Genomic DNA, 22568 nt, shown 5'->3' with positions numbered 1-22568 from the left:
TTTATTTATTCCCTGATCAGTTCATTGAAAGCGTACTCTGTTAGCATTTCATGATTTCCTTCAAAAATGGTCAGGCCCAAATTGCCGGATTGTTTTTTCAGAAATACCTTTCTGCCTGCTATACTTCCGAATTTGCCAAGTGCCTTTCTATATTCCAGTAAGTATAGCTTTTCAGAATCACTTACATAAATGGAACTATCAATTACCAGTTTATCTTTTAATACTTTATTATAAAAATTGATGGAATGAGTAATGGGTACACTGCCCTGAATTCCATCATAAACACCGGCATAGATTTGAAATTCTGTTGTGTTCAATTTTTCTACCGGGGTTTTCCAATAAATGGGAGATTTCTTAATTGCAATTTCCATATTCAGGCTGTCCTTAGAACTTGTGCAATCCAATATGTTCTCTGCATATTTCGTACCCATTATCTTACTTTGTGCATACCAGGCAGGCAAATCAGAAATCGGAACCCAGGCAGAAAAGCGTCTGATTAAATGTTTTGATTTCATAAAGGTTGCCAACGTAGCATAACCACCACCGCTTGAACCAATAACATATATTCTTGACAGATCTACATTGGAATTTTTGATCGCAAAGTCAATTGCATCATCAATATCAGTCAAAGCCAGATCGCTGCAGCAGGCGTCTTTTGTCCAGTTTACTCCTCTGAAATCGGGATGGATATAGTTCAGGTCTTTTATTTTGGAGAGAGCTGCTAGTTCATCTTTCTGTTCATAATTACCACTCCAGGAATGCAGGCTAACTACCAATGGCTTAGGCGCAGCAGATTTAGATTTAAAGAAATAGGCCTTTTGCAAAGAATTATCTAGAGAAGATTTTAGTTCAACAACTTTAAAATCGGCATCCCATTTGCTTTGGCGCGAATCATCAAATGGGGTGAAAGAATTGGCGAATGGGTTTTTAAGGGCATTCCAAATAGTTTCGTTTTGGGTAATGAAGATGCCGGTGGCGAGGCCAAGGACTAAGATTAGGATGTAGGAAATTGTTTTTTTCATCTTGAATTTATTTACGGACCCTGAGTTTAGATAGGCACATTACCAGTAAATAAATTTAAACCTTTTTTGGATATAGCCGAGGCTTATAAACTCATGTTAGGTTTTTTATAGAGAGTGTAATAGGAAATTTAATCAAAGTGGACTTTAAACTGCATAATCTGTTTATTCTACATGATATTCGGATATATGTTGGACAGCTGAAAAGATTTTAAATTAATAATTTTTCTTTATCTTCATAATCGTTTCATAATTAAAGCCTTTACGAATGCGGATTGTTTGTTTCATAATGCTGTTAATAGCTCAAAATATCAGTCTGTTTGCTTATCAGGATACTTCCCTGAATAAACCCATTTCAGAACGGAATATTAGATTTATTGACTATCCTGATTTTCCTGAAGCCCATTCCACATGGGGTTCTATTGGGTATAATCCAGCCAATAACAATGTCTATATCGGTGTAACTAATCATGCTGATAAGGTGGGCTTTTATGAATATGACCCGACCCTTAAACAAATCCAGTTACATGGCTTCCTTAGTGATCTAGGACACCTGAGGCCTTTTCAGTGGCAGGGAAAGATGCACTCCAAAATTGTGGCAGGACCCAAGGGTGAAATATATTTCTCTACTGATGGGGGCGAATCGAGACAAGAGTATTTGATGGACCATCCACATGGCTATGCCGGGGGCTTTTTTATGAAATGGAATCCAGCAACAAAGCAACTTACCAATTTAGGAATGGGGATGCAGTACGAAAGTATTAAGGATGTAGAAGTAGATCTTCAATCGGGCCTGGTATATGCAATCAGTTATCCACAAGCGCACTTTCTCGTATTCGATCCCAAAAAAAACCTGTTGCATGATGCCGGCCGGCTAGGCAGTGCACATGTCCCACGTGTTTTGTTTACGGATTGGTGGGGCAATTGCTATTACGTAGACTGGAGACAGCGCTTGGTAAAATATGAGAAATCTACCGGAAAACTGCTTTTTGCAAAACAAAGTTTACCCGCCTTTCCGGGTACACCCGGCGGAAAGATCATCACAGGTATTACCGCTTTTGCAAAAAATCCTAATAAAAAAGTGATCTACCTGGTTACTTATGGTGCTAAGCTGGTGGCATTTTATCCGGAGGAAACAGGGATCGGCAAGTGGGAAGATTTAGGCGGTGTATTCGAAACAAATCAGGGAGAAGACTGGAAACCCTATGTACCTAATTTAAATATAGGTTTGAATGGTAAACTCTATTATGTAATTGGTGGACATGGCAATTATGTGCGGAAAGACAAAACAGTTCTGATTGAATTCGATCCTGATAAACGTAAGCCGAACATTCTTTTAGAATTTCCTATTGGCCGTTTAACAGAAGTAACAGGCTCTGATATCCGCGACAAGGATGGCAATATGTACTTTGCCGGTCGTAAAAGACCAGACCGATCCGAAAATGGCAGTGTACCCTTTTTAATAAAATTTAACCCTGAAAAGGAGGTGAAATAATATGTATTATCGAATTATATATTCTCTGATTACATTACTCTACGTTCCTTTTGTTGCGAGCGCTCAATATACATTCTTTAATCCCGCAGGAAGTTTTGCAGTTGAAACCTCACTTGAAAACACCGATGAACTAAGGATGCCAATATATCGGAATGCAATGACCTCTCTTACGGTTTCTGGCGATTTTGTTTTAGGTGGAACAAGTGCACAAAAAGGATTGACACCGCTATTGTTTACTGGCTCTCTTTCAGAGCGCAAAATTATTGCAATTAAGCAATTGGATGATGTTATAAAAGGTCAGTTAAGTATTATAACCGGTTTTACCGCAACAAAATCAGGAAACGTTTTTTATGCCGGTACCATGCCTCAGCCCGGAACCGGGATGGGAGGACATATAATTGAATTACAGGTAAGCCTTCAGGGTCAGATTGCTGTGAAAGACCTTGGCGAACCTGTGGCTGGCGAGGGGATTTTTGCAATGACTTTCAATGCAGATAAAAACGAATTTTACGGAATTGTACATCCTTCAGGCAAATTCTTCACGTTTAATTTGAAAACAGGTAAAACCCAGATATTCAATCAAACAGTTCCGTCTGAAAAAGATCTTGAAACTTATCACTCGTTTGCATTACAACCTGAGGATTATCTGGGTCGTGCATTGCTTATCGACCAGCAAGGCCGTATTTATGGAAGCAGGTCAATCAATAAATTGTTTTGCTTTGATCCGGCAAACCAATCGTTTTCAGTTTTGAAAGATGAACTGCCTTTTGTTTGGGGTCGGGAAGCAATGGGTCGTATTGACTCATGGGTCAAAATGCCTGAAGGTACTATTTATGGTAGTAATGCGGCAGACGGTCAATTATTTCGGCTTGATCCGGTTAATCAAACCATTGTAAACCTGGGAAAGCCCATTATGATGCCCCGTATTATGGCGATGACACCCGGAAAAAATGGAATGCTGTATGGTGTGGCAGGGGCATTTCCCGGGTATGCGCACCTTTTTAGTTATCATCCGCAAAAGGGCTTCCGTGATTTGGGTAATCCAGAGTTCAAAATGGTTAGCCCTGGACTGGAACAGGGGATTAACTGGCGCGGATATCAGATTGCGTCGATGGCAAGTTCACAAAGTGGAAACTATATTATTATGGGTGAGAATGAAGCGTTGAGTCAGCTTATGGTTTTCCCTGCTGAAGATTTACCATAATCTAATCTGGAAACGGGCAGCATATTTAAGGGCGTCTCGAAAACTTCTTGTACCCTCAAGCACAACTCTCTGATTTTACCCTACCTCCTTTATTGCCTCCTTAAAACTTCCTGCAATTTCCTGTTGGTTCATTCGGTTCATAGAAATGTTCACCTTCAAGTTAAAGCCGGTTTCCTCAGGTGCAGACAGGCGGATATTTCTTTTTAAAAGCGCATCTGAAAAACGTTTTTTGTCAATATTCTTTAGGTCGAGGCGTACAATATGTGAACCGTTATCAAATTTCACAATTTTGAAGCGTTCATCTTTCTGTATCTCGGTAAACAGATACTCCGCTTTTTGCCAGGCGCTTTTATACTCTTCGATCCACGAATCAACATAATGAAGGGCTACTGCGGCAAAAGGCCATACAGCCGGAATACCTGCACCAAACATTCTTCGTTCATGGAAAAGGTTGTGAGTAAATTCTTTGGATCCGGCCAGCACTGCCCCGCTTGCTGCATTAAAACATTTACAGATGGATGTGAATGAGGTATCAAATAGTGCTCCGTAGCTTGCCGGATCAATGCCGGTATGAGCTGCTTGTACAAAAAGTCTTGCCCCGTCTAAATGGGTTTTTATATCGTTTACTTTAGCGTAATTCGTAATAGCCTTCATGTTTTCGAAGGCAAACATTTGATCCTGCTGCCGACGAACCGGACTTTCAATACTAATCACACCAACCTTTAAGGCAACTCTTCCCTTAGCTGTTTTGCTCATTACTTCTTCGATTTCTGCCAGGGTCATTTCTGTAGTGTTCAATCCAAGAGGAATAAGGTTTAATGCACTTAAGGTTTGACAACCATCTCCAGTATCCTGATAGATATGACTTTGTTCCTGAAGAATTACCCTTCGGTTATTTCCGGCCAAACGACGTAGCGCCATGTGGTTAGCCAGGGTTCCTGTAGGCATGAAAATCGAGGATTCTTTCCCCATTAGCTTTGCAAACTTGTTTTCCAGTTCTTCAACAACCCCTCCGTTTGAATAGAAGTCTGTTTTGATCTTTCCTTCATCGGCAAGTTTCATTAAAAGCTCGCCATATTCTTTCGCACTTAAAGGCACGCCATCGTTTACAAAGTCTACAGTTTTACCTGCCAAGTTTGTTTTTTGCCGAATTTCACCCCCATAAACATCTAATTGCGTGGCTGATGCGGCGATTACACTGCCTAGTTTTACAAAATCTCTTCTGTGCATGGTGTTGAATTTTAATTATTTGAGATCAAGAATTTAATCCAGATCGAATTCCTCTGCCCGATCAAATTAATCCTTGTTATAGATATCGATCAGCATGTTTAATCTGTTCAGTATAAAAGGATATTATTTCAATTTGATTTTTTGATCAACCCATTAGTATAATAAATATGCAGAATGCGATTCAAAATTCCTAATAAAGGGTAGAATGAAAATTCAAGAAATTAGCATATCCCAACCAAATTAAACCACGTTATTCCAATATCCGGAATCTTCTATTGCTGGGAACTTTGCTTTTGGCTTTAGGTCCAGAAAAGGATAGCTTACTTTTGAAAGGAATAATCCCTGTGGGTGTGCGGGTAAAATTTTAGATGGTGTATTTCTTGAGATCAGGTGGCTCTCAAATTCATCCACACTCAGCGTACCATCGCCGATTTCAATCAGTTTACGAACAATGATACGAATCATCCGTCCTAAAAACCGGTTCGAAGAAATTTGAAAGCGAATTCTGTCGCCACTGCTGTTTGTGTATAAATTGGCCGAAGAAACTTTGCAAATGGTGTGTTCATTTTTATCAGGCGATTTACAAAAGGCACGGTAATCTTCATATTTTGGCAGAAGCTCAACTGCTTTTTTCATCTGCTGTAAGTTGAAATTTTTACGCAAATAGAGCGAGCTGCTTTCACTTAAAAAAGGGTCTTTATAGGTATGAATAAAAAAATCATATGACCTTTGAATAGCGTCAAAACGCGCATGTGGCTGACCTTCAACTGGGATGATATCAAACAGAGCGATATCGTCAGGAAGAATTCGGTTTAGCCGAAAGAATAGATCAAAGTTCCATGGTTTTTCAATATCCATATGGAAGAAATATTGGCTGGCATGAACCCCTGTATCGGTGCGTCCGCAACCATATATTGTGATTGGTAACTTAAAGATCTTACTGAGATTGTCTTCCAGAATTTCTTGCACACTAAGTTTGTCTGGCTGTCTTTGCCAGCCAAAATAGTTAGTTCCTTTATAGCCTATGTGAACGAAATACCTCAATGCCTTTTGTATTATTTTACTAAGCTAATAATGAATTTCCAATTCCGCTTATTTATGACAATGCTAACCAAGACTAACTAGTCAAATTATATGTATTTTTGTATTTCGCTTTTTAAAATTAACGCGTGTATTAAGCAATGTAATTTATGAGAACTATCGTTATAGTTGGAGCAATCGTATTGGCTGGAGCCAGTATCATCGGAGTAATGATGAGTGAAAGAAATGAGCCAGCTCAGCCTGCAGTATCAAGTCAAGGAATTCCTCCGATGCCTGCTGATGCTACCGGTGAAACGCCGAAATTAAATCCGGCACATGGACTTCCGGGCCATCGTTGTGATCTTGCTGTTGGTGCCCCTTTAACGAATGCTTCTGGTGGGCAAGTTCCAGTTGCAGCGCCACAGGCTGCATTACCTCAACAACCTGCTCCTGCCGGCTTAAAGGTTAATCCTGCACATGGTCAGCCTGGTCACAGATGTGATTTGCAGGTTGGAGCACCATTATAGCTGCGGGCAAAGCTTGATTTGACCTAAAGGTTAAACGCTAGAAATTTAGCAGATATGCTTTTCTGATAAAAGAGCACAAGGTTATCTGGTTCACAAAATTAGGCGGTTTGGTACTTTTGGAATATCGACCATGCCAGACAACTTGTTTGAAACAATCTTGCTGGCCTCGTTTTTTTAATTTATTGAATAGATATTTGAACCAAGAAAAAGGAGTAATGGATAAGCAGGTCATAGTTCAACCTTCAGGCTTTAAAACAAAAAGCAATCCGATGAAAGTTGGGAAGACAGTTTATCCGATCCTGATTGCAATCAGTTTATCACACCTTTTAAATGATACATTACAATCGATTATCCCCGCCATTTATCCTATTGTCAAAGATTCTTTCAGCCTTAATTTTGCACAGATTGGACTAATCACCCTTACATTTCAGCTTGCAGCTTCTTTATTTCAGCCTTTTGTGGGTTTTTATACTGATCGTAAACCGCAGCCTTATTCATTAGCTATTGGAATGGCATTTACTCTTGTTGGATTGGTGATGCTTTCAACTGCACCTAGTTTTAATTTTCTGATCCTTTCTGTGGCTTTGGTTGGAATTGGTTCATCTATTTTTCATCCAGAGGCGTCACGGGTTGCACATATGGCTTCAGGTGGAAGGCGTGGTATGGCACAATCTGTTTTTCAGCTCGGTGGCAATTTTGGTAGTTCTATTGGCCCTTTGCTGGCGGCGCTCATTATTGTGCCTTATGGCCAATCCAATATCGTCTGGTTTTCAGCATTAGCACTTCTAGCAATTTTTATTCTGTTTTATGTTGGGAAATGGTATAAGCGTAAAGTTAGAATAAGGGCCAGCCGGCCCGATACAGAACATCATGTTGTACATAACTTGACTAAAAGAAAAGTAATCTTTTCAGTTAGTATTTTACTGGTTTTAATCTTTTCCAAATATATTTATTTGGTGAGTATGACCAGCTACTATACTTTTTACACTATTGAAAAGTTTGGAGTTTCGGTACAAGATTCGCAGATTTATCTTTTCATTTTTCTATTTGCTGTTGCTGCAGGAACGATTATTGGAGGGCCATTAGGTGATAAGATTGGTCGTAAATATGTGATTTGGGGTTCAATTCTGGGTGTTGCACCTTTTTCAATTCTATTGCCTCATATGAATCTATTCTGGACAGTGATTTTGACCATTCCAATTGGAGTGATCTTGGCTTCCGCTTTTTCAGCTATTTTGGTCTATGCGCAAGAGCTTTTCCCCGGAAAAGTTGGAATGATTTCGGGACTGTTCTTTGGTTACGCATTTGGCATGGCTGGAATTGGATCTGCACTTTTGGGTGGCCTTGCTGACCGGACAAGCATAGAGTACGTTTACCAGATCTGTGCATATCTTCCTCTGATTGGTTTGATTACTGCTTTTTTGCCAAATATTGGGAAAGATTGATATAATTAAATTTTTTTAATAATCAAGCTAAACGTTAGATTGCAATCTGTTCTATTCAATAAATAGTTTGTAAAAAGCAAGCCTAAAGACCGAATAATTTTCAGGGTAATTACACTAAAAATTTACTCAGCAGTATGCATTTTACTTATTTAGCTAGTTTTATCCAAGCTGAAATATCTTTGATCAGGTTGATATCAACATTTGAAGGTACGCGGTATTGGGTTCCATTGCCTTTTTCTTTCTGAGCAGATAACAAGTGATTTAAATCAGGATATAATTTAAATGTAGCATTCTTATTTGCCGCCAATGCAGTTTTCCAGATATTGAAATCCTGAACGGAAACCTGAAAATCTTTGGCTCCCTGAACCACGAAAATTCGGTTTTTGATCTTTTTTGCTGTGCCTACCTGGTCGTGATTATTTAAATCTATCCAGTAAGATGCCGGAGCTCCAAGTATAATTGAATCAGGTGAAATGGCGCCTAGCTTTAACAATCTGGATTTATCAATATCGATTGATGATTCTATGAATTGCTGTTTTCCGGCTGAGCTTGTATCACCAGATGCCTTATACAGATATTCATTTTGCTCTGTGATTAAATCGGCAAATTTTCTAGCTGGTGCAGCAGCCAATATAATTCCGTTCAAACTGGGTGCAAGACTTGCAATTCGGGGTGCCAGCATTCCACCAAGGCTATGTCCCAAAAGATAGATCTGTGTTTTATTTACTCCTTGAAGTGTGCCTGCAAGCGTAATTGCAGCAAGCGCATCATCTAGAACTTCCTCTTTTACTGTAAAGGCTTTATTAAATGAATTTGGATAGATCATGGTCCGTTTTACATAACGGATACTACCAATGCCTTGTGCCGCTAATCCTATGGCCAGGTCTTTAAAAGGCTTATTTGACCCCACGGTTTCATCCATATCAGAAGGACCTGATCCGTGAATTAGTATAACCACCGGAAAATTGGAAACTTTTTTAGGACTGGTTAAAATTCCAGCCATTTCACCTTCGGCAAACTTTATTTGTATTTCTTTTTCTGTATAAAGAGTTGTATCTGTATAAGTTGGCAATGCATATTCAGATTGAGTAGGTTTAGGAGATATGAAAAATCCGACTAGCTTTTCTGTTTTATTAAACATGAAAGTAAATGGCTGAGACCCCTTTGTGAAACCGCATGTTAGTATCACCTGAAAGTATTCTCCCTGAACTGCACTTTTTGCTCCATCAACAGATTGATAGGTTCCAAGGCTATTTTCTAGCTTTAGCCAAAACAGTTTTAGTTCATCTACAGAGATCTTGGCTTTTACACTTTCATCAAAAAAACCATGGGCCTCATCAAACTTACCCTGATTCATCGTTTCGAAAAACAGGTCTGCACGATTCATTAAGCTTAATACGTTTTGAGCAAAACTTAAATGGCTGATAAAAAGTAATACTATAAAGACTTTTAAAAATTTCATTCTATAATAGATTTCTGTTTCTGGCTCGAAAGATAAGAAAATAAAGGTTGTTGATCTGCAGAATATATCTTTGGTCTGTATTTCAAATTAGTGAAGCTATACAGTTTACCTTCAACAAGTATTCTAATCAATATTCTTTTCACTAAATTAAAAAAGCATTTTACTGCTTAATTCTTTCTCAATATTGATATATCCTGGATATTTTATAGATTTCTTTCCAACCATAAAGCTTGGCCGGATTTTTAGGGTTACCAAGCTTTTTTTCTCTCCTGGCCCACTTTCTGTACCACCTAAAAATGCTATGAGTTCATCCATTGTTTTCCGATTCGATAAAAAGGAATAGACATTTGAATTGATTTGTACTGGCACGATGCCTGTTGCCCCTGATTCTATACTTATTTTTCTGTCTACCGATCCTGCTGCAAGCTCTTGCCCTTTTATAAGAATAATATAGTCAAATTGATTGATCACAGCAGTTTTTTGATTGGGATTAGTGATGCTTATTTTCACATTGGCACTTAATGGAATATTTTTTCTGAACAAGGCTAGTGCTAATCCCGGTACATTATTTAAATCAAATTTTTTGTTTTTAAAAAGCTTGCTGACATCTTTTCCTGCAAGATAAACGCTATCGGCAGTCTTTATGCTGTAATTGCATTTTTCGAGTACATCTATTTTGCGGGATATTCCGCAACTTGACGCCATGATAGCAAGAATGCTAAATAAAATATAATTTCTCATGAATAGCTTAACGTTGATTCGATACCAAATTATATCTTTTTCATCATATATTTTGGAAATGGATAAAATAGGATACTATTTACACCAGCCACCTAAATTCTCTTTGGAATATCTTTCAGTATAGATAAATTTGAACAAGCGTGTAACAAAAAATCATATAATAAAGGTAGGTTAGTTTTAATTCAATTAGAATGATTGTCTATTTTTTAGCTCTACTTTGAATACCTTTAAACCGCTATACCCAAACACTAATTATGTCAAAATCAATTAAATTCTGCTCAGTGATTATACTCTTTAGTTTGATATCATTTTCAACAAAATCACAACCTGTTTTAAGCAATCATACTTTTTCAATAGAAAATAATCAAGTTGGGGTACTGAGTTTACCTGGTTTAGATGCTGAATTTAAACTGAGCGGAGCCAATGCAGGTTTATTCAGATTGAAAGCAAATAAGTTGTATATCCGTAAAGGCAATATTAAACCTGAAATTAAATGGTATGATTTGACCATTTCGGCTCAAACAAAATCAAGGAGTTTTCAACAAACATTCAGACTGGTGAATGATGAGTTTATTAGGAACAGTGTAATCGCACATCGCGGAGCATGGAAAAATACAGGAGCAACAGAAAACTCGATTGCGGCCTTGCAGCAGGCCATCCGCTTGGGGTGTCAGGGTTCTGAGTTTGATGTTCATATGACTATTGATTCGGTGCCTGTGATCAATCATGATCCAACGATACAGGGGCAAACTATCTCTACAAGCTCTTCAGAAAAGTTACTGGCCTTAAAACTACCAAGTGGTGAAAATATGCCTTCGCTCGAGTCTTATATAAAGGCAGGAATGACACAGAATAACACAAAACTTATTTTGGAAATAAAATCAACCATAAACAAGGAGCGCGCTCTTCAGCTTACTAGAAAGGTAATGGATGTGGTTATAAAGTTAAAAGCACAAGCATGGATAGACTATATCAGTTTTGATTATGCAATATGTATGGAGCTCATGCGCCTAGATCCACATGCTAGGGTGGCCTATTTAAATGGAGATAAAACACCAGAAATGCTGGCTGCCGACAAATTTTGGGGCTTAGATTATAACCAAAGTGTTTATCAGAAGCATCCTGATTGGATAGCTCAAGCCAAGCAAAAAGGGTTAACCATCAATGTATGGACCGTTAATGATCCAGCATTACTGAAGTCATTCCTTGATCAAAAAATTGATTTTATTACTACAAATGAACCAGAATTACTTTTACAAATGATCAATCAATAAAATCTTTTGCTAATCATAAGCATAACAATTGATAAGCTTTTTAAAGCCACAAAACTAACAATCTAGTTTCTAGAATACGCACATTGTTCTTTACGATGAGGTTTACCTTATCAACTGATTATCACGATTGTAAAATATAGGGAAAAACCAAATTTGGCAATTCTCTTAAAAAATAAAGCTCAGACAAAGTTTTCAAATTCAATAATCTTCAAATAGCATTTGAAATTAAGTTTTCATTATTATCTTCACAGGTTTATAAGCAGAAAAAAAAATGAACTCAACATTGAAAGTTTCATCTACAATTTTTAAATCGATTGGTGCCCTCCTATTTATTTGTTGGTCAGGAAAAGCATTTGCACAAACAGCATCTCAGGAATCTCTGAATGATCTATCAGTATTTAAGGCACCTTCTAAAAGCTGGCAAATAGCCGGTTCAGTTCAGGCAGATATTAATAAAACCAATGTCCTTTCCTTTTCAAATGGCACTGGAATCCTGGTTAATTTTCCTGATAAAAAAAACAAGGGAGAGGATCTCTATACTCTTGCTGAATATGGAGATATCGATCTAGAATTGGATTATCTTATGGCTTTAGGTGGTAATTCAGGAATATACCTACAAGGACGTTATGAAATCCAACTTGAAGAAAATTGGGGTTTGCTCAATCCTAAATCAGTAAATAACGGCGGAATTTATCAGCGTTGGGATGATAGTAAGCCCGAAGGACAGAAAGGTTATTCAGGATTCGCACCAAGGCAAAATGTAAGTAGAGCTCCCGGTTTATGGCAGAAATTGAAAATTTCATTTCAGGCACCACGCTTTGATGCTGCGGGTAAGAAGATTGCCAATGCTGTCATGTTAAAAATCGAATTGAACGGTGTGATTATACATGATAATGTTGAACTTTCAGGTCCAACACGTGGATCGCTTAGTAATACAGAAGCAGCAACTGGACCTCTTCGTTTGCAGGGAGATCATGGAGCGGTAGCCTTTAGGAATATTAAGGTCACCAAATTTGATAATCCGCGTCTAGCTGAAAGATCTACTACGAACGCCAATGCAGTTGACCCCATCCATATCGGTGCTTCTGAAAATATTGTTTTGAGAAGTTTCATGGATCTTCCAGGTTTGCCTAGGGTAGTGCATGCAGTTTCTGTTGGAAGTCCACAAAAAGTAAATTATACCTATGACATGGATAATGGTATGCTTGTTCAGGTTTGGAGAGGTGACTTTTTGAATGCTACACCGATGTGGCATGATCGGGGCGATGGATCATCAAGGCCATTGGGAATGGTACAAGGCCTAGGAAAACCTGTGCAATCTATTGCTCGTCTGTCTACTGATCAGACACCTTGGATCAGTGATACAGCAGGAACCGGATATAAACCCAAAGGATATGTTCTTGATGAAAATGGAATTCCTTCATTTCTTTATAAAAGCTATGGAATAGCTGTAAACGATCAGTCAAAGGTATTGGAAATGGGAAGAGGAATCAGTCGTAAGATCACGATTTCTGATCAAGTGAATGATCTTTATTTTAGATTGGCTGATGCCGAAAGTATCATTCAAACTGCCGATGGGATGTATCTTATCGATAATCAATCCTATTATCTACGCCTGGATGATGCAGCGGGTTCGAAGCCAATTATCCGTGACCAGAATGGTCGGAAGGAGCTGATCATTCCTATAGTTAAGTCATTAAGCTATTCAATTTTATTCTAATACAGGACATGAAAAATATCAATAAACTAGTTAAAGCAGTCCTTTTTTCGGTCATCATGTTCAGTGGCAATTCTGCCTTTGCACAGGAAACACCAAAGGAAGAAGATTTCTTCAAGATCATGAAAGTTGCCACTCCTGAAGGTATAATACTTGAAGTGGGAGGGTTGGTAAATTTGCCAAATGGCGACCTTGGAATTTCTACCCGTCGTGGAGATGTTTTTATCGTGGAGAATCCAACAAGCAGCAGACCCTATTTCAGAAAATTCGCATCCGGTTTACATGAAATTCTTGGATTAGCTTATAAAGACGGTGCATTTTATTGTGCGCAGCGTGGCGAGCTGACCAAGTTAGTTGATACTAATATAGATGGAAAGGCCGATGTATATGAAACAATCTATTCATGGCCGCTATCTGGTCATTATCATGAATATAGTTTCGGACCAAAGATTGCTCCCGATGGCTCTTTTTTTGTAACCGGAAACGTAGCTTTTGGTAGTGAAGAATGGTGGCGTGGTGAAAGCCGAGTGCCATGGAGAGGCTGGGCTATGCGCATCACAGCAGATGGAAAAATGGAGCCCTGGGCTACTGGAATGCGTTCTCCGGCCGGATTAGGATTTTTAAATAATGAATTGTTCTATACCGATAATCAGGGCGATTGGATGGGTTCTGGTGCTTTGTGGAAGGTTGAAAAAGGCGATTTTATGGGACATCCGGCAGGTTTGGCCTGGAGTGGAATGCCAAATTCTCCGCTAAAATTAACCACAGAGCAGTTTAACTCCAAGATTGATCCCCGTAAAGTAAAGAATGAAAAGGGTCGTTATATTAAACCTGAAAATGTGGTCAACGAGAATTTTAAAACTCTTTTTGACATGAAAAAAGAGTTTCCTGAATTGCGTCTGCCTGCCGTTTGGCTGCCTTATGGAATATTAGGTATATCTAATTCAGAGCCTATCACTATACCTAAAGGCTATTTTGGTCCTTTTGAAGGTCAAACCCTGGTAGGTGATCAGGGAATGAGTATCCTGTCAAGGGTGTTTTTAGAAAAGGTTAATGGCGAATTTCAGGGCGCATCTTTTATGTTTCGGTCAGGATTCAGATCAGGGGTAATGAGAATGTCATGGGCCAAGGATAGTTCCTTATTCATTGGTGAAACAAACCGTGGATGGGGTTCTGCTGGCGAGGCTAATGAAGGCTTGCAGCGTCTGGTTTGGAATAATAAAACACCTTTTGAAATGAAAGCTGTCAGAGCAATGCCCGATGGGTTTGAAATTGAATTTACGCTGCCTGTTGATCCGAAGTCAGCTGAAGATTTGGCATCTTATTCAGTAGAAAGTTATATCTATAAATATCAGCCTGTTTACGGTAGTCCGCCGGTTAATACCCAAAATCTGGTAATTAAAGGAGTTAAACTCTCTTCAGACGGACTAAAAGCCAGGATCATTGTAGATAATCTGCGTAGGTATTATATCCATACTTTAAAGCTTGATGGTATCCGTGAACGGGATAATTTCTATTCGCTAGTACATCCCACCGCTTATTATACCTTAAATAATATACCTGAAGGTGCCAAACTTTCTATGACAGAAGTTAGTACTAAAAACTCGGCTATTGTGATAGCACAAGCGCCACCGGTAACAAGTGGAGTAAAGAAAACAACAGTTGCTGCACCTGTAAAACAGGTAGCCCAAGTTCTTGCAAAAGTTGACAAGGTACCTACATACAATGATGTTAAGGGAATGCTAGCTTCATATACTTGTTTATCTTGTCATAATCCTGATAGAAAGATAGTAGGGCCGGCTTTCAAGGATATTGCTAAACGTAAATATAGTCCTGAAAAAATTGTTCAGCTGATTCATAATCCGCAGCCTGAAAATTGGCCAGAGTACCCTACACCCATGCCACCCATGCCTCAGGTAAAAAAGGAAGATGGCTTGAAGATAGCTGCTTATATCAATTCTTTACGGTAGATACTGTTAAATCTATTCCAACCCGGTCAATCCTGAAAAAAGGGGGCCGGGTTTTTTTGTAATAAATTTCAAAAATTCATCTACTCTTCATGTTCGACAACAATCTTTGACTATAGCTTATCGCATTATTCAAACTAATGGACATGAAAAAACAACTTTTATTACTCGCCACTTTATTATTCACAGCTACTGCTTATTCACAAATTAGCCCTGATCATGGCAATGGGGTTAGAACTGCTACCAGAACTCAAACAGACAGGCCCGAAACCAGTACTGTTGCTGCTGATGGTTCTCAGGATCCAGCAAAAGCAAGGGGAGGTAAAACGGATCGTATGAAAGGAAAAGAAGGATGTGGCCCTTCGGGAAAAACACGTGGAGCAGGTTTGAGTGGCGGCGTAAATACCAGTGTCAGACCTAATTCAGGCACAGGGTCCAAGCTCAGCCGTCCGAATATTGGGATCAATAACCGCGGTAATGCCCGTAATTTGTAAGGCTTGTATCCTAAATTACCTTTAAACCTCAGAATGATTGTTTGCCTCTAATTGAGTCAAACTTTCATTATTTTTACACCAGATGAAATTATTACCTGTTTATCGTACTATTATCCTGATTGCCATTCTTGGTATTTTTCCGGCTATGCTTTATGCCGGCGATAAGGAAATTGAAGATAAATCCCTCTTAATTATGGGGCGTGATGAAATTTCAATAGTTTTTATAGATTCTATTCCAGTAAAAAGAGGTGGGGTTAAAAAAGAACAAGATCGTCAAGCTGGTGAAAACAGACCCGGTGATAAAGGCACAGGTAAAAACAGACCCGGAGTAAACAGGCCAGATGATCTCAGACCCGTTCAGGAAATAAACGGGCGGAATCAACGAATTCGTCAGCGTTCAGGAATTAAACAAGTTCCACGCTCAATGCCTAAACTGAAGCCCAAGACAGTAACTGACCGCATGCCAATAAAAAGACCACCGATGAGAATACCTAAGAAGGGATTTGGAGGCATTCATTTTTAAACGTCGTAATCATTTTTTATGAATAGAGGGTATATTTTTCTTGTTGCTAGTTTGCTTATGGCAATTAATGCCTTTGCGCAACGAGATTCTACAGCAGTAGAAGCCAAAAGAACTACTCTTACTCTTGCGGGTATATACGGCAATAATGCCAATTATTATGGTCAAACAGCTGAAGAAAAACTTCCCTATATACTTACAAATGCTGCTTTGAGGTTAATGAGCGGGTTTTATTTTTCTGCAGGTTCTTATAAGTTGATCAATGTAGGAGGATCAGCAATCTCTGAACTGGATCTTTCAGCAGGATATGAAGCCGATCTGGCAAAAAATTTCAGCACTGCACTTGGATACACCCGTTCAATTTTTGCCAAGAACTCGCCTCTTTTAGGTGCAGCTAATGAAAATACGCTGAGTGCGTCATTTGTTTACGATTTGAATCTTATAAAAACTAGTTTGAATACCTATTACGCATTTGGTACTCAGCGGGATCTGTTCATGTCATTCACAGCGTCAAAGGCTCTAAATCTTGGTAGTTTGTTTAGCGATAAGGATTTTATTTCTTTCGAGCCTGGCTTGGAGCTTGTAGGAGGCACCTTGCATTATCTTGAAGAATATATTGTTAGACGAGATAGATTTGGTAATATGATTCCAATTGATCCACGCTTTAATAATCCTAGGGAACAGAATTATAAGATAACCAGGAATGTAAGCAGTTTCGATATGATTTCTTACAATATGAATTTTTTATTGGGCTATAACAGAAATAATTATCTAATTGAGACCGGATGGCAGGTTTCAACGTTAGGTAAGAATGTTTCAGAAAATAAACAAAAACCACGTTCATTTTTTAATTTAAGTTTCTATTACCAATTCTGATTTGAAAGTACTACTAATCGAAGATGAGAAAACGCTGGCTTACGAAGTTGAGGCGTTCCTAAAAAAGGCATTTTATATCTGTGATATGGCTCATACCGCAGGTAAGGGTTTGGAAATGCTCGGAGTTAACCCCTATGATTTTGTCTTGTTGGATCTTGGATTACCTGACCTTGATGGACTAAAAGTACTTCAGGAGGCCAAAAAGTTAAATCCTGATGCGGCATATATAATTCTGACTGCTCGTGGAAATATTGAAGACCGTATTGTCGGACTAGATCTTGGTGCCGACGATTACCTCCCTAAACCATTTTCATTGCTTGAACTTCAGTCGCGGATGCAGGCAATTTCTAGAAGAAAATTTAATTTAAATACCCATGAAATTCTTTTGGGAGAATTTGTCGTTGATCTTCAAAAAAGAATGGTGAGTCATCAGATGAACGAGATTGACTTGACTAGAAAAGAATTTGATTTATTGAGTTACCTACTGTTGCATAAAAACAGAGTGCTAACTAGAATGCAGTTAAGTGAGCATATTTGGGGTACATTTGCTGATGATGATTATGACTCGAATTACATTGACGTACATATTAAGAATATCCGAAAAAAATTGGGTGCTTTTGGGCAGGTAGAATGGCTTGAAACGGTTAGGGGTGTAGGTTATAAAATCAGAAAATAGGTTGAAATTAATAAGCAAGCTTACGTTATTTATTACATTATCAAAGCTTGCGATAGTTTTGCTGTTCGTACTTACCTTACCTTATCTGATTGGGGAAATTGCCCGTAACTATACCGATTATTACCTACAGCAACAGCAAAAAAAAGTTCTTGAAGTGGTAGCCAAGAATGGTGTCGATACCTATTTACAGGGCGAGCAAAGTTATGGAAGTTATACCATGCTTAAGGAGGAATATATCTCTCTTGAACCTGTTGAAAAGGGCTTGGTTCTGGATACCATCTATACTGATGAACGAATCATAGAGCAGGATACGCTTAATTACAGGGTTTTAACGCATTCCTTTATAACAGAGAATGGCACCTTTTTGATGGAGATTGGAAAAACCATTGAAACCATCGACCAATATGAACGGCCACTGCAACGTATTGCCACCTATGTTCTTCTTGGATTAATTCTTATAACCCTGATCATCGATTTGTTTTATACTCGGTATCTGCTCATGCCGCTGAACCGTATCATCCGTACCAAAATAATAAACAGGAAGTTCCCTTTTAATGAGAATTCTGTTCCTATCCAAACAAACACTACTGACTTTAGGTTTCTGGATGATTCGCTCATTAACCTGATGGAGCAAATCCATGAGGCATTTGAGAAAGAAAGAGAATTTACCGCCAATGCATCTCATGAGCTGATGACTCCAATTGGAATTTTACAAAATAAGATTGAGAACCTGATGGGCGAACCCGAAGTTTCCGATTTTGTTCAAGAACGCCTGATCGGGATGCAAAAAACACTGAACCGATTGAAACGTATCGTTCATTCGCTTTTATTGATATCTAGGATTGAAAATGAACAGTTCAGCAAAAAGGAATCTGCACCGGCAGCCGAATTATTTGCCGATGTGATGGATGAGATTAGCCACAGGCTTAGCGAAAAAGATATTAGCCTTAAAATTGAAATTTCAAATGAGATTATTCTTGAAAATATCAACCGTGACTTGCTTTTTCAGATGCTATATAATCTAGTTAATAATGCGATAAGGTATAATAAACCTTCGGGATTTATTCATATTGTGAATCGTATGAATCCTGATGGCTCTTATGATGTTGATCTGATCGATAGCGGCATAGGTATCCCAAAGGAAGATGTCGGAACTATTTTTAATCGCTTCAAAAAAGCCAATCAGTTGGAAGATTCAGCAGGTTATGGACTTGGATTGTCAATTGTAAAGAGCATTGCCGATTATCATAAGATTGCGATTAGCATTAGTTCTGAGATTGCTAAGGGTACAACCATTACCCTTTCTTTTCCAGCAGAATTGATACGAACTTAATCATTTCCAATTCTTTTGGATCATTTAGGGTTTAAATATTTCTACGTGTATTCTTAAAGTTTTTCATTGCGAGCGCAGCAATCTCAATTAACCAATGTATTTAAATTAGGAGATTGCTTCTTCGTGCCTTCTCGCAAAGACAATAGAACGTATGCATGCATGTTGAATATGCCAAGCTAATTTTTTTACAATTGAGTGTAACCATTTTGAAATCCTGACGTCTTACTATAGAATTGGTTTAAATGTGTTGATGCCCTCTACATTCATGAGGAGTTTGAACGGGGCATTATGTTATGGTTAATTGGTTGAAGGCCCGGAGTAATCCGGGTCTTTCCTTTTAGGTTAAATACTAAAGTCTTTTCTTTTAAAATACTTGCGTGTTATAGCAAGTTTTTCATGTCTATTTGGTGTAGGATGAATTCTACATCCTACTCATTCAGTGCTGGCACCCGCACCAACCTTATCATTAAAAATGGAACCAATGACATCTTGTGTGTTTTTTTATTTTGGCCAAGCCATTAAGGCTTACTAATCCACCTCATAGTTGGCAGTAAAATTATAAGGCTTTCCCCAATTGTTTTTTTCTAAACATTCTAGAACGGTCAAAATAAGTATCCAGAAGTTCAATATCGAATTCCTTTGCCATCTGCAGGGCACTAATGGCTTTATCTTCGCTTGTAATCATTATTGAGCCCACTTTTCCGGGATCATGAATACTAACTGCATCTCCATATTTCGCCTTTAGCTTCTTAAGTTTATCCCAGTTATAATCCAGATGGGCTAATTCATAATCTAAGTTAATGGTGGCAAGGGTATAATTGAAATAATTGGTACTGCTTGCTACAATCTCTCCAAGCGGATTTAGAACTTCAGAAGGCAATTGTACAACTCCTATGGCACTTACAAAATAAGAACGGCAGGAATAAGCCCATGTGCTTTGCATCAATCCGCCATGGTAAACTGAGGAAAAGAGGATGATATCTGGCTGTTGTTGTACATATTTTGCACGCAATTCATCATAATTCAAATCAAAACATATTGCCATTCCGACCGTGCCGAAATCACATTGAAAAATCGGGCTTTGATCGCCGGGGATAACTCCTTGCTCCATTTCAGGAATAGTTGGAAAGTTCTTATGATAGGTTCCTGCAATTTTTCCGGCCCTGTCCAGTAAAATCAGAGAATTGCGAAGACCCTTTTCAGTATTATGTAATGATCCAAAGGCGATATAGCAATTATTTTCTCGGGCTATTTTGGCAAAAAAGTCTGAAAGCTTGTTTTTCTTTGCTTCGACATAAATTTTTTGCTCTGAAGTACTCATGCCGACTGGCACATCACAAATTTCGGGTAATACAATCAAATCCAGTTTAGAATTAAGAACCTGATTGAGCTGGCCCTGCCAAAAACCAATCATTTGTTCGACTAAGGCCTCTGGCGACTGATTTTTATTGATGGAAGGGGAAGCCCCGATCGTTGCGATTCTTACAGGTTTAGATGCCTGAGCAAGTGGTGCCAAAAATAATAATAGGAGTAGGCTAACGATGGTAAACTTTGATAGGTTTTTCATAAGCTTGTTTTCATGCTATTTTTTAAAATAGACAGTGGTCAAATTTGAAGTATTCTCTTTTTCCTGAATCTGGGTATTTAATTTTAAGAAACAGGATGCTTCAATTAGGTTCTCAACAAACAATATAGGTCTTTGTATTGATAATTGGAATTCAAAAGACTAAAATGAATCTAAATTGAATGTTATGCCAGGTTACCGCAGGCAGGCCGAAACCTGTAACAAAGGCACGCGCGCGCCATCATATGGTTATTAAAGGTCTGTGCAAGCGTGTCGGATAAGAATCACCACGCATAGGAAAATGCTTGGTGGTACCCACCAAGCATTTTATAATTTCATTCCGCTCATAGCCGCGGGGGCCTAGTCCTTTTTCTGTAGGAAAAAAGTACCAAAAATCCCACCGCTACGCCTGCTGCTATGAAAGGTTCTGCGAGGGCTAGGACTGTAATTGCCGCACCAGTCAATGCGGAAGAGAGTTGAACGGAGGTTCAGTGAATGGACGATTTGTTTAAGATTGATATGAGTTTTCCTGTTCCTGGATTTAGCTGTCTACCATTCATAATTTCACTCCGCTCATAGCCGCGGGGGCCTTACCTTTTTCTGTAGCAAAAAAGAACCAAGCCGAGGCGGTACGACGAGACCATGAGCGCCTTTAAAAAACAATAAACAACAGCGAATAAACGCTACCGCTGCGCCTGCTGCTATGAAAGGTTCTGCGAGGGCTAGGACTGTAATTGCCGCACCAGTCAATGCGGAAGAGAGTTGAACGGAGGTTCAGTGAATGGACGATTTGTTTAAGATTGATATGAGTTTTCCTGTACTTGGACTTAGCTAGCTTTCATTTATAATTTCCTTCCGCTCATAGCCGCGGGGGACAGTATATCGGATAAAAAGATTTCGAAAAGAGGATATAATTTAATGATAAAATCAAATTTTCCTTAGGCATCCAGTGTCCACCGCTGGCGGGGGAATAAAAGGGGGTGGTTTTTAATTTTAGTGTTGAGAATCATCAAGCATGTATAATTTCCTTCCGCTCATAGCCGCGGGGGCCTTACCTTTTTCTGTAGGAAAAAAGTACCAATGCCGAGACGGTACGACGAGACCATGAGCACCTTTGAAAAACAATAAACTACATCGAATAAATCCCACCGCTACGCCTGCTGCTATGAAAGTTAGTGAGTTGGCTGGGTCTGTAATTGCCGCACCAGTCAATGCGGAAGATCGGGTATTAAAGGTCTGTGCAAGCGTGTCGGATAAAAAAATTGTGGTGCAATTTCATAACCGTCTTGCGAGGCATTGCCTGCCTACTAGTAGGCAGGGTTAAAACCTGAATAGCGATTGAAATAAATTTCAATCTAAATCCAATGTCATCCCGAAACCTGCTCTTCGGCGGGTGAGGGACCTTCGTGAAAATAAGCACAGATCTGCTTATTGTAAAGACAAATCAGAGGGGAATAATAATAGTTTAGGAACAGGCATACGCGACGCGCGCGTTAGCAATTGGGAAATTTCAAACGCCAAAGGCCTGGGCTATAAAATCTACTTTGCGTTTTTTAGTTTTCAGTAAAAGCGATCAATGCCTTCTGAATTCTGCTGATCGTTTCCTTTTTTCCAATAAGTAAAGCAATATCAAATACGCCCGGACCGAATTTCCCGCCAACCAACATGACTCTGAATGGAAGCATTAATTCTCCAGGTTTGATACCTTTTTCTTCAGCTAAGGTTTTGAAAACAGTTTCCAGATTCAGAGCTTCCCAGTATTCAGATTCTGAACTTGCCTCATAAGTTTTGATGAGTTCAAGAAAGAATTCAGTCTTGGTATCTGCCCATTTTGGCTTCACTGCGTTCAAGTCATAATCAACAGGTTGTTCAAAGAAGAATGATGCCTGCTCCCAGAAATCCTGCAGAAAGATCATGCGCTCTTTCACAACCGATAAAACTTTTATAAAATAGTCATCATTTGCAATTTGAACACCTTTTTCTTGAAGAATAGTAAAAACCTGA

At 38.8% G+C, this 22568-nt stretch carries 18 protein-coding genes and 1 pseudogene; 12 read left to right on the top strand and 7 right to left on the bottom strand.

Annotated elements, in window-relative coordinates:
- Nucleotides 1-5: 5 nt before the first annotated feature.
- On the bottom strand, nt 6-1022 hold the full coding sequence (locus tag ACIQZ6_RS06780; protein ID WP_395809458.1) for an alpha/beta hydrolase family protein: 1017 nt from the start codon (nt 1020-1022) through the stop codon (nt 6-8).
- Nucleotides 1023-1308: 286 nt separating this feature from the next.
- On the opposite strand from ACIQZ6_RS06780, the gene ACIQZ6_RS06775 reads away from it, so the two are divergent.
- Both ACIQZ6_RS06775 and ACIQZ6_RS06770 read left to right on the top strand, forming a co-directional pair.
- A complete protein-coding gene (locus tag ACIQZ6_RS06775; RefSeq protein ID WP_395809456.1) occupies nt 1309-2514 on the top strand; it encodes a hypothetical protein in 1206 nt (401 codons plus the stop codon).
- Nucleotide 2515: 1 nt separating this feature from the next.
- The gene (locus tag ACIQZ6_RS06770) at nt 2516-3718 is read left to right on the top strand and encodes a hypothetical protein (RefSeq protein ID WP_395809454.1); all 1203 of its coding nucleotides are present in this window, start codon (nt 2516-2518) and stop codon (nt 3716-3718) included.
- 75 nt (nt 3719-3793) lie between these two features.
- Here the strand turns inward: ACIQZ6_RS06770 and ACIQZ6_RS06765 are convergent, their stop codons facing one another.
- Both ACIQZ6_RS06765 and truA read right to left on the bottom strand, forming a co-directional pair.
- A complete protein-coding gene (locus tag ACIQZ6_RS06765; protein WP_395809452.1) occupies nt 3794-4948 on the bottom strand; it encodes a threonine aldolase family protein in 1155 nt (384 codons plus the stop codon).
- Nucleotides 4949-5188: 240 nt separating this feature from the next.
- Nucleotides 5189-5992, bottom strand: a complete 804-nt coding sequence (gene truA / locus ACIQZ6_RS06760) for a tRNA pseudouridine(38-40) synthase TruA (RefSeq protein ID WP_395809450.1) — start codon at nt 5990-5992, stop codon at nt 5189-5191.
- A 146-nt stretch (nt 5993-6138) separates the two neighbouring features.
- On the opposite strand from truA, the gene ACIQZ6_RS06755 reads away from it, so the two are divergent.
- On the top strand, nt 6139-6495 hold the full coding sequence (locus tag ACIQZ6_RS06755; RefSeq protein WP_395809448.1) for a hypothetical protein: 357 nt from the start codon (nt 6139-6141) through the stop codon (nt 6493-6495).
- 269 nt (nt 6496-6764) lie between these two features.
- Nucleotides 6765-7940 (top strand): MFS transporter, encoded by a 1176-nt coding sequence (locus tag ACIQZ6_RS06750; protein ID WP_395809484.1) that lies wholly within the window; start codon nt 6765-6767, stop codon nt 7938-7940.
- A gap of 145 nt (nt 7941-8085) precedes the next feature.
- Here the strand turns inward: ACIQZ6_RS06750 and ACIQZ6_RS06745 are convergent, their stop codons facing one another.
- Nucleotides 8086-9402, bottom strand: a complete 1317-nt coding sequence (locus ACIQZ6_RS06745) for a DUF3887 domain-containing protein (protein WP_395809446.1) — start codon at nt 9400-9402, stop codon at nt 8086-8088.
- Between the two features lie 147 nt (nt 9403-9549).
- A complete protein-coding gene (locus ACIQZ6_RS06740) occupies nt 9550-10143 on the bottom strand; it encodes a hypothetical protein (protein ID WP_395809444.1) in 594 nt (197 codons plus the stop codon).
- A gap of 254 nt (nt 10144-10397) precedes the next feature.
- On the opposite strand from ACIQZ6_RS06740, the gene ACIQZ6_RS06735 reads away from it, so the two are divergent.
- From ACIQZ6_RS06735 to ACIQZ6_RS06700, 8 genes are all read left to right on the top strand, one after another.
- The gene (locus tag ACIQZ6_RS06735) at nt 10398-11417 is read left to right on the top strand and encodes a glycerophosphodiester phosphodiesterase (protein WP_395809442.1); all 1020 of its coding nucleotides are present in this window, start codon (nt 10398-10400) and stop codon (nt 11415-11417) included.
- A 271-nt stretch (nt 11418-11688) separates the two neighbouring features.
- Nucleotides 11689-13137 carry a DUF1080 domain-containing protein gene (locus ACIQZ6_RS06730; RefSeq protein WP_395809440.1) on the top strand — a complete coding sequence of 483 codons (1449 nt, stop codon included), beginning with the start codon at nt 11689-11691 and terminating at the stop codon, nt 13135-13137.
- 8 nt (nt 13138-13145) lie between these two features.
- On the top strand, nt 13146-15104 hold the full coding sequence (locus tag ACIQZ6_RS06725; protein ID WP_395809438.1) for a hypothetical protein: 1959 nt from the start codon (nt 13146-13148) through the stop codon (nt 15102-15104).
- Nucleotides 15105-15247: 143 nt separating this feature from the next.
- Nucleotides 15248-15595, top strand: a complete 348-nt coding sequence (locus tag ACIQZ6_RS06720; RefSeq protein WP_395809436.1) for a hypothetical protein — start codon at nt 15248-15250, stop codon at nt 15593-15595.
- Nucleotides 15596-15677: 82 nt separating this feature from the next.
- Nucleotides 15678-16118, top strand: a complete 441-nt coding sequence (locus ACIQZ6_RS06715) for a hypothetical protein (protein ID WP_395809434.1) — start codon at nt 15678-15680, stop codon at nt 16116-16118.
- An 18-nt stretch (nt 16119-16136) separates the two neighbouring features.
- Nucleotides 16137-16991 carry a hypothetical protein gene (locus tag ACIQZ6_RS06710; protein ID WP_395809432.1) on the top strand — a complete coding sequence of 285 codons (855 nt, stop codon included), beginning with the start codon at nt 16137-16139 and terminating at the stop codon, nt 16989-16991.
- A 1-nt stretch (nt 16992) separates the two neighbouring features.
- Nucleotides 16993-17667, top strand: a complete 675-nt coding sequence (locus ACIQZ6_RS06705; RefSeq protein ID WP_395809430.1) for a response regulator transcription factor — start codon at nt 16993-16995, stop codon at nt 17665-17667.
- A gap of 1 nt (nt 17668) precedes the next feature.
- On the top strand, nt 17669-19000 hold the full coding sequence (locus tag ACIQZ6_RS06700) for a sensor histidine kinase (RefSeq protein ID WP_395809428.1): 1332 nt from the start codon (nt 17669-17671) through the stop codon (nt 18998-19000).
- 556 nt (nt 19001-19556) lie between these two features.
- On the opposite strand, the gene ACIQZ6_RS06695 is transcribed toward ACIQZ6_RS06700, so the two are convergent.
- Both ACIQZ6_RS06695 and ACIQZ6_RS06690 read right to left on the bottom strand, forming a co-directional pair.
- Nucleotides 19557-20567 (bottom strand): carbon-nitrogen hydrolase family protein, encoded by a 1011-nt coding sequence (locus tag ACIQZ6_RS06695; RefSeq protein ID WP_395809426.1) that lies wholly within the window; start codon nt 20565-20567, stop codon nt 19557-19559.
- Between the two features lie 1550 nt (nt 20568-22117).
- Nucleotides 22118-22568: pseudogene (locus tag ACIQZ6_RS06690) on the bottom strand (glutamate--tRNA ligase); the annotation flags it as partial.

The organism is Daejeonella sp. (assembly GCF_044348475.1).
Lineage (GTDB): Bacteria > Bacteroidota > Bacteroidia > Sphingobacteriales > Sphingobacteriaceae > Daejeonella.
This window is presented reverse-complemented; position numbering and strand designations above follow the sequence as displayed.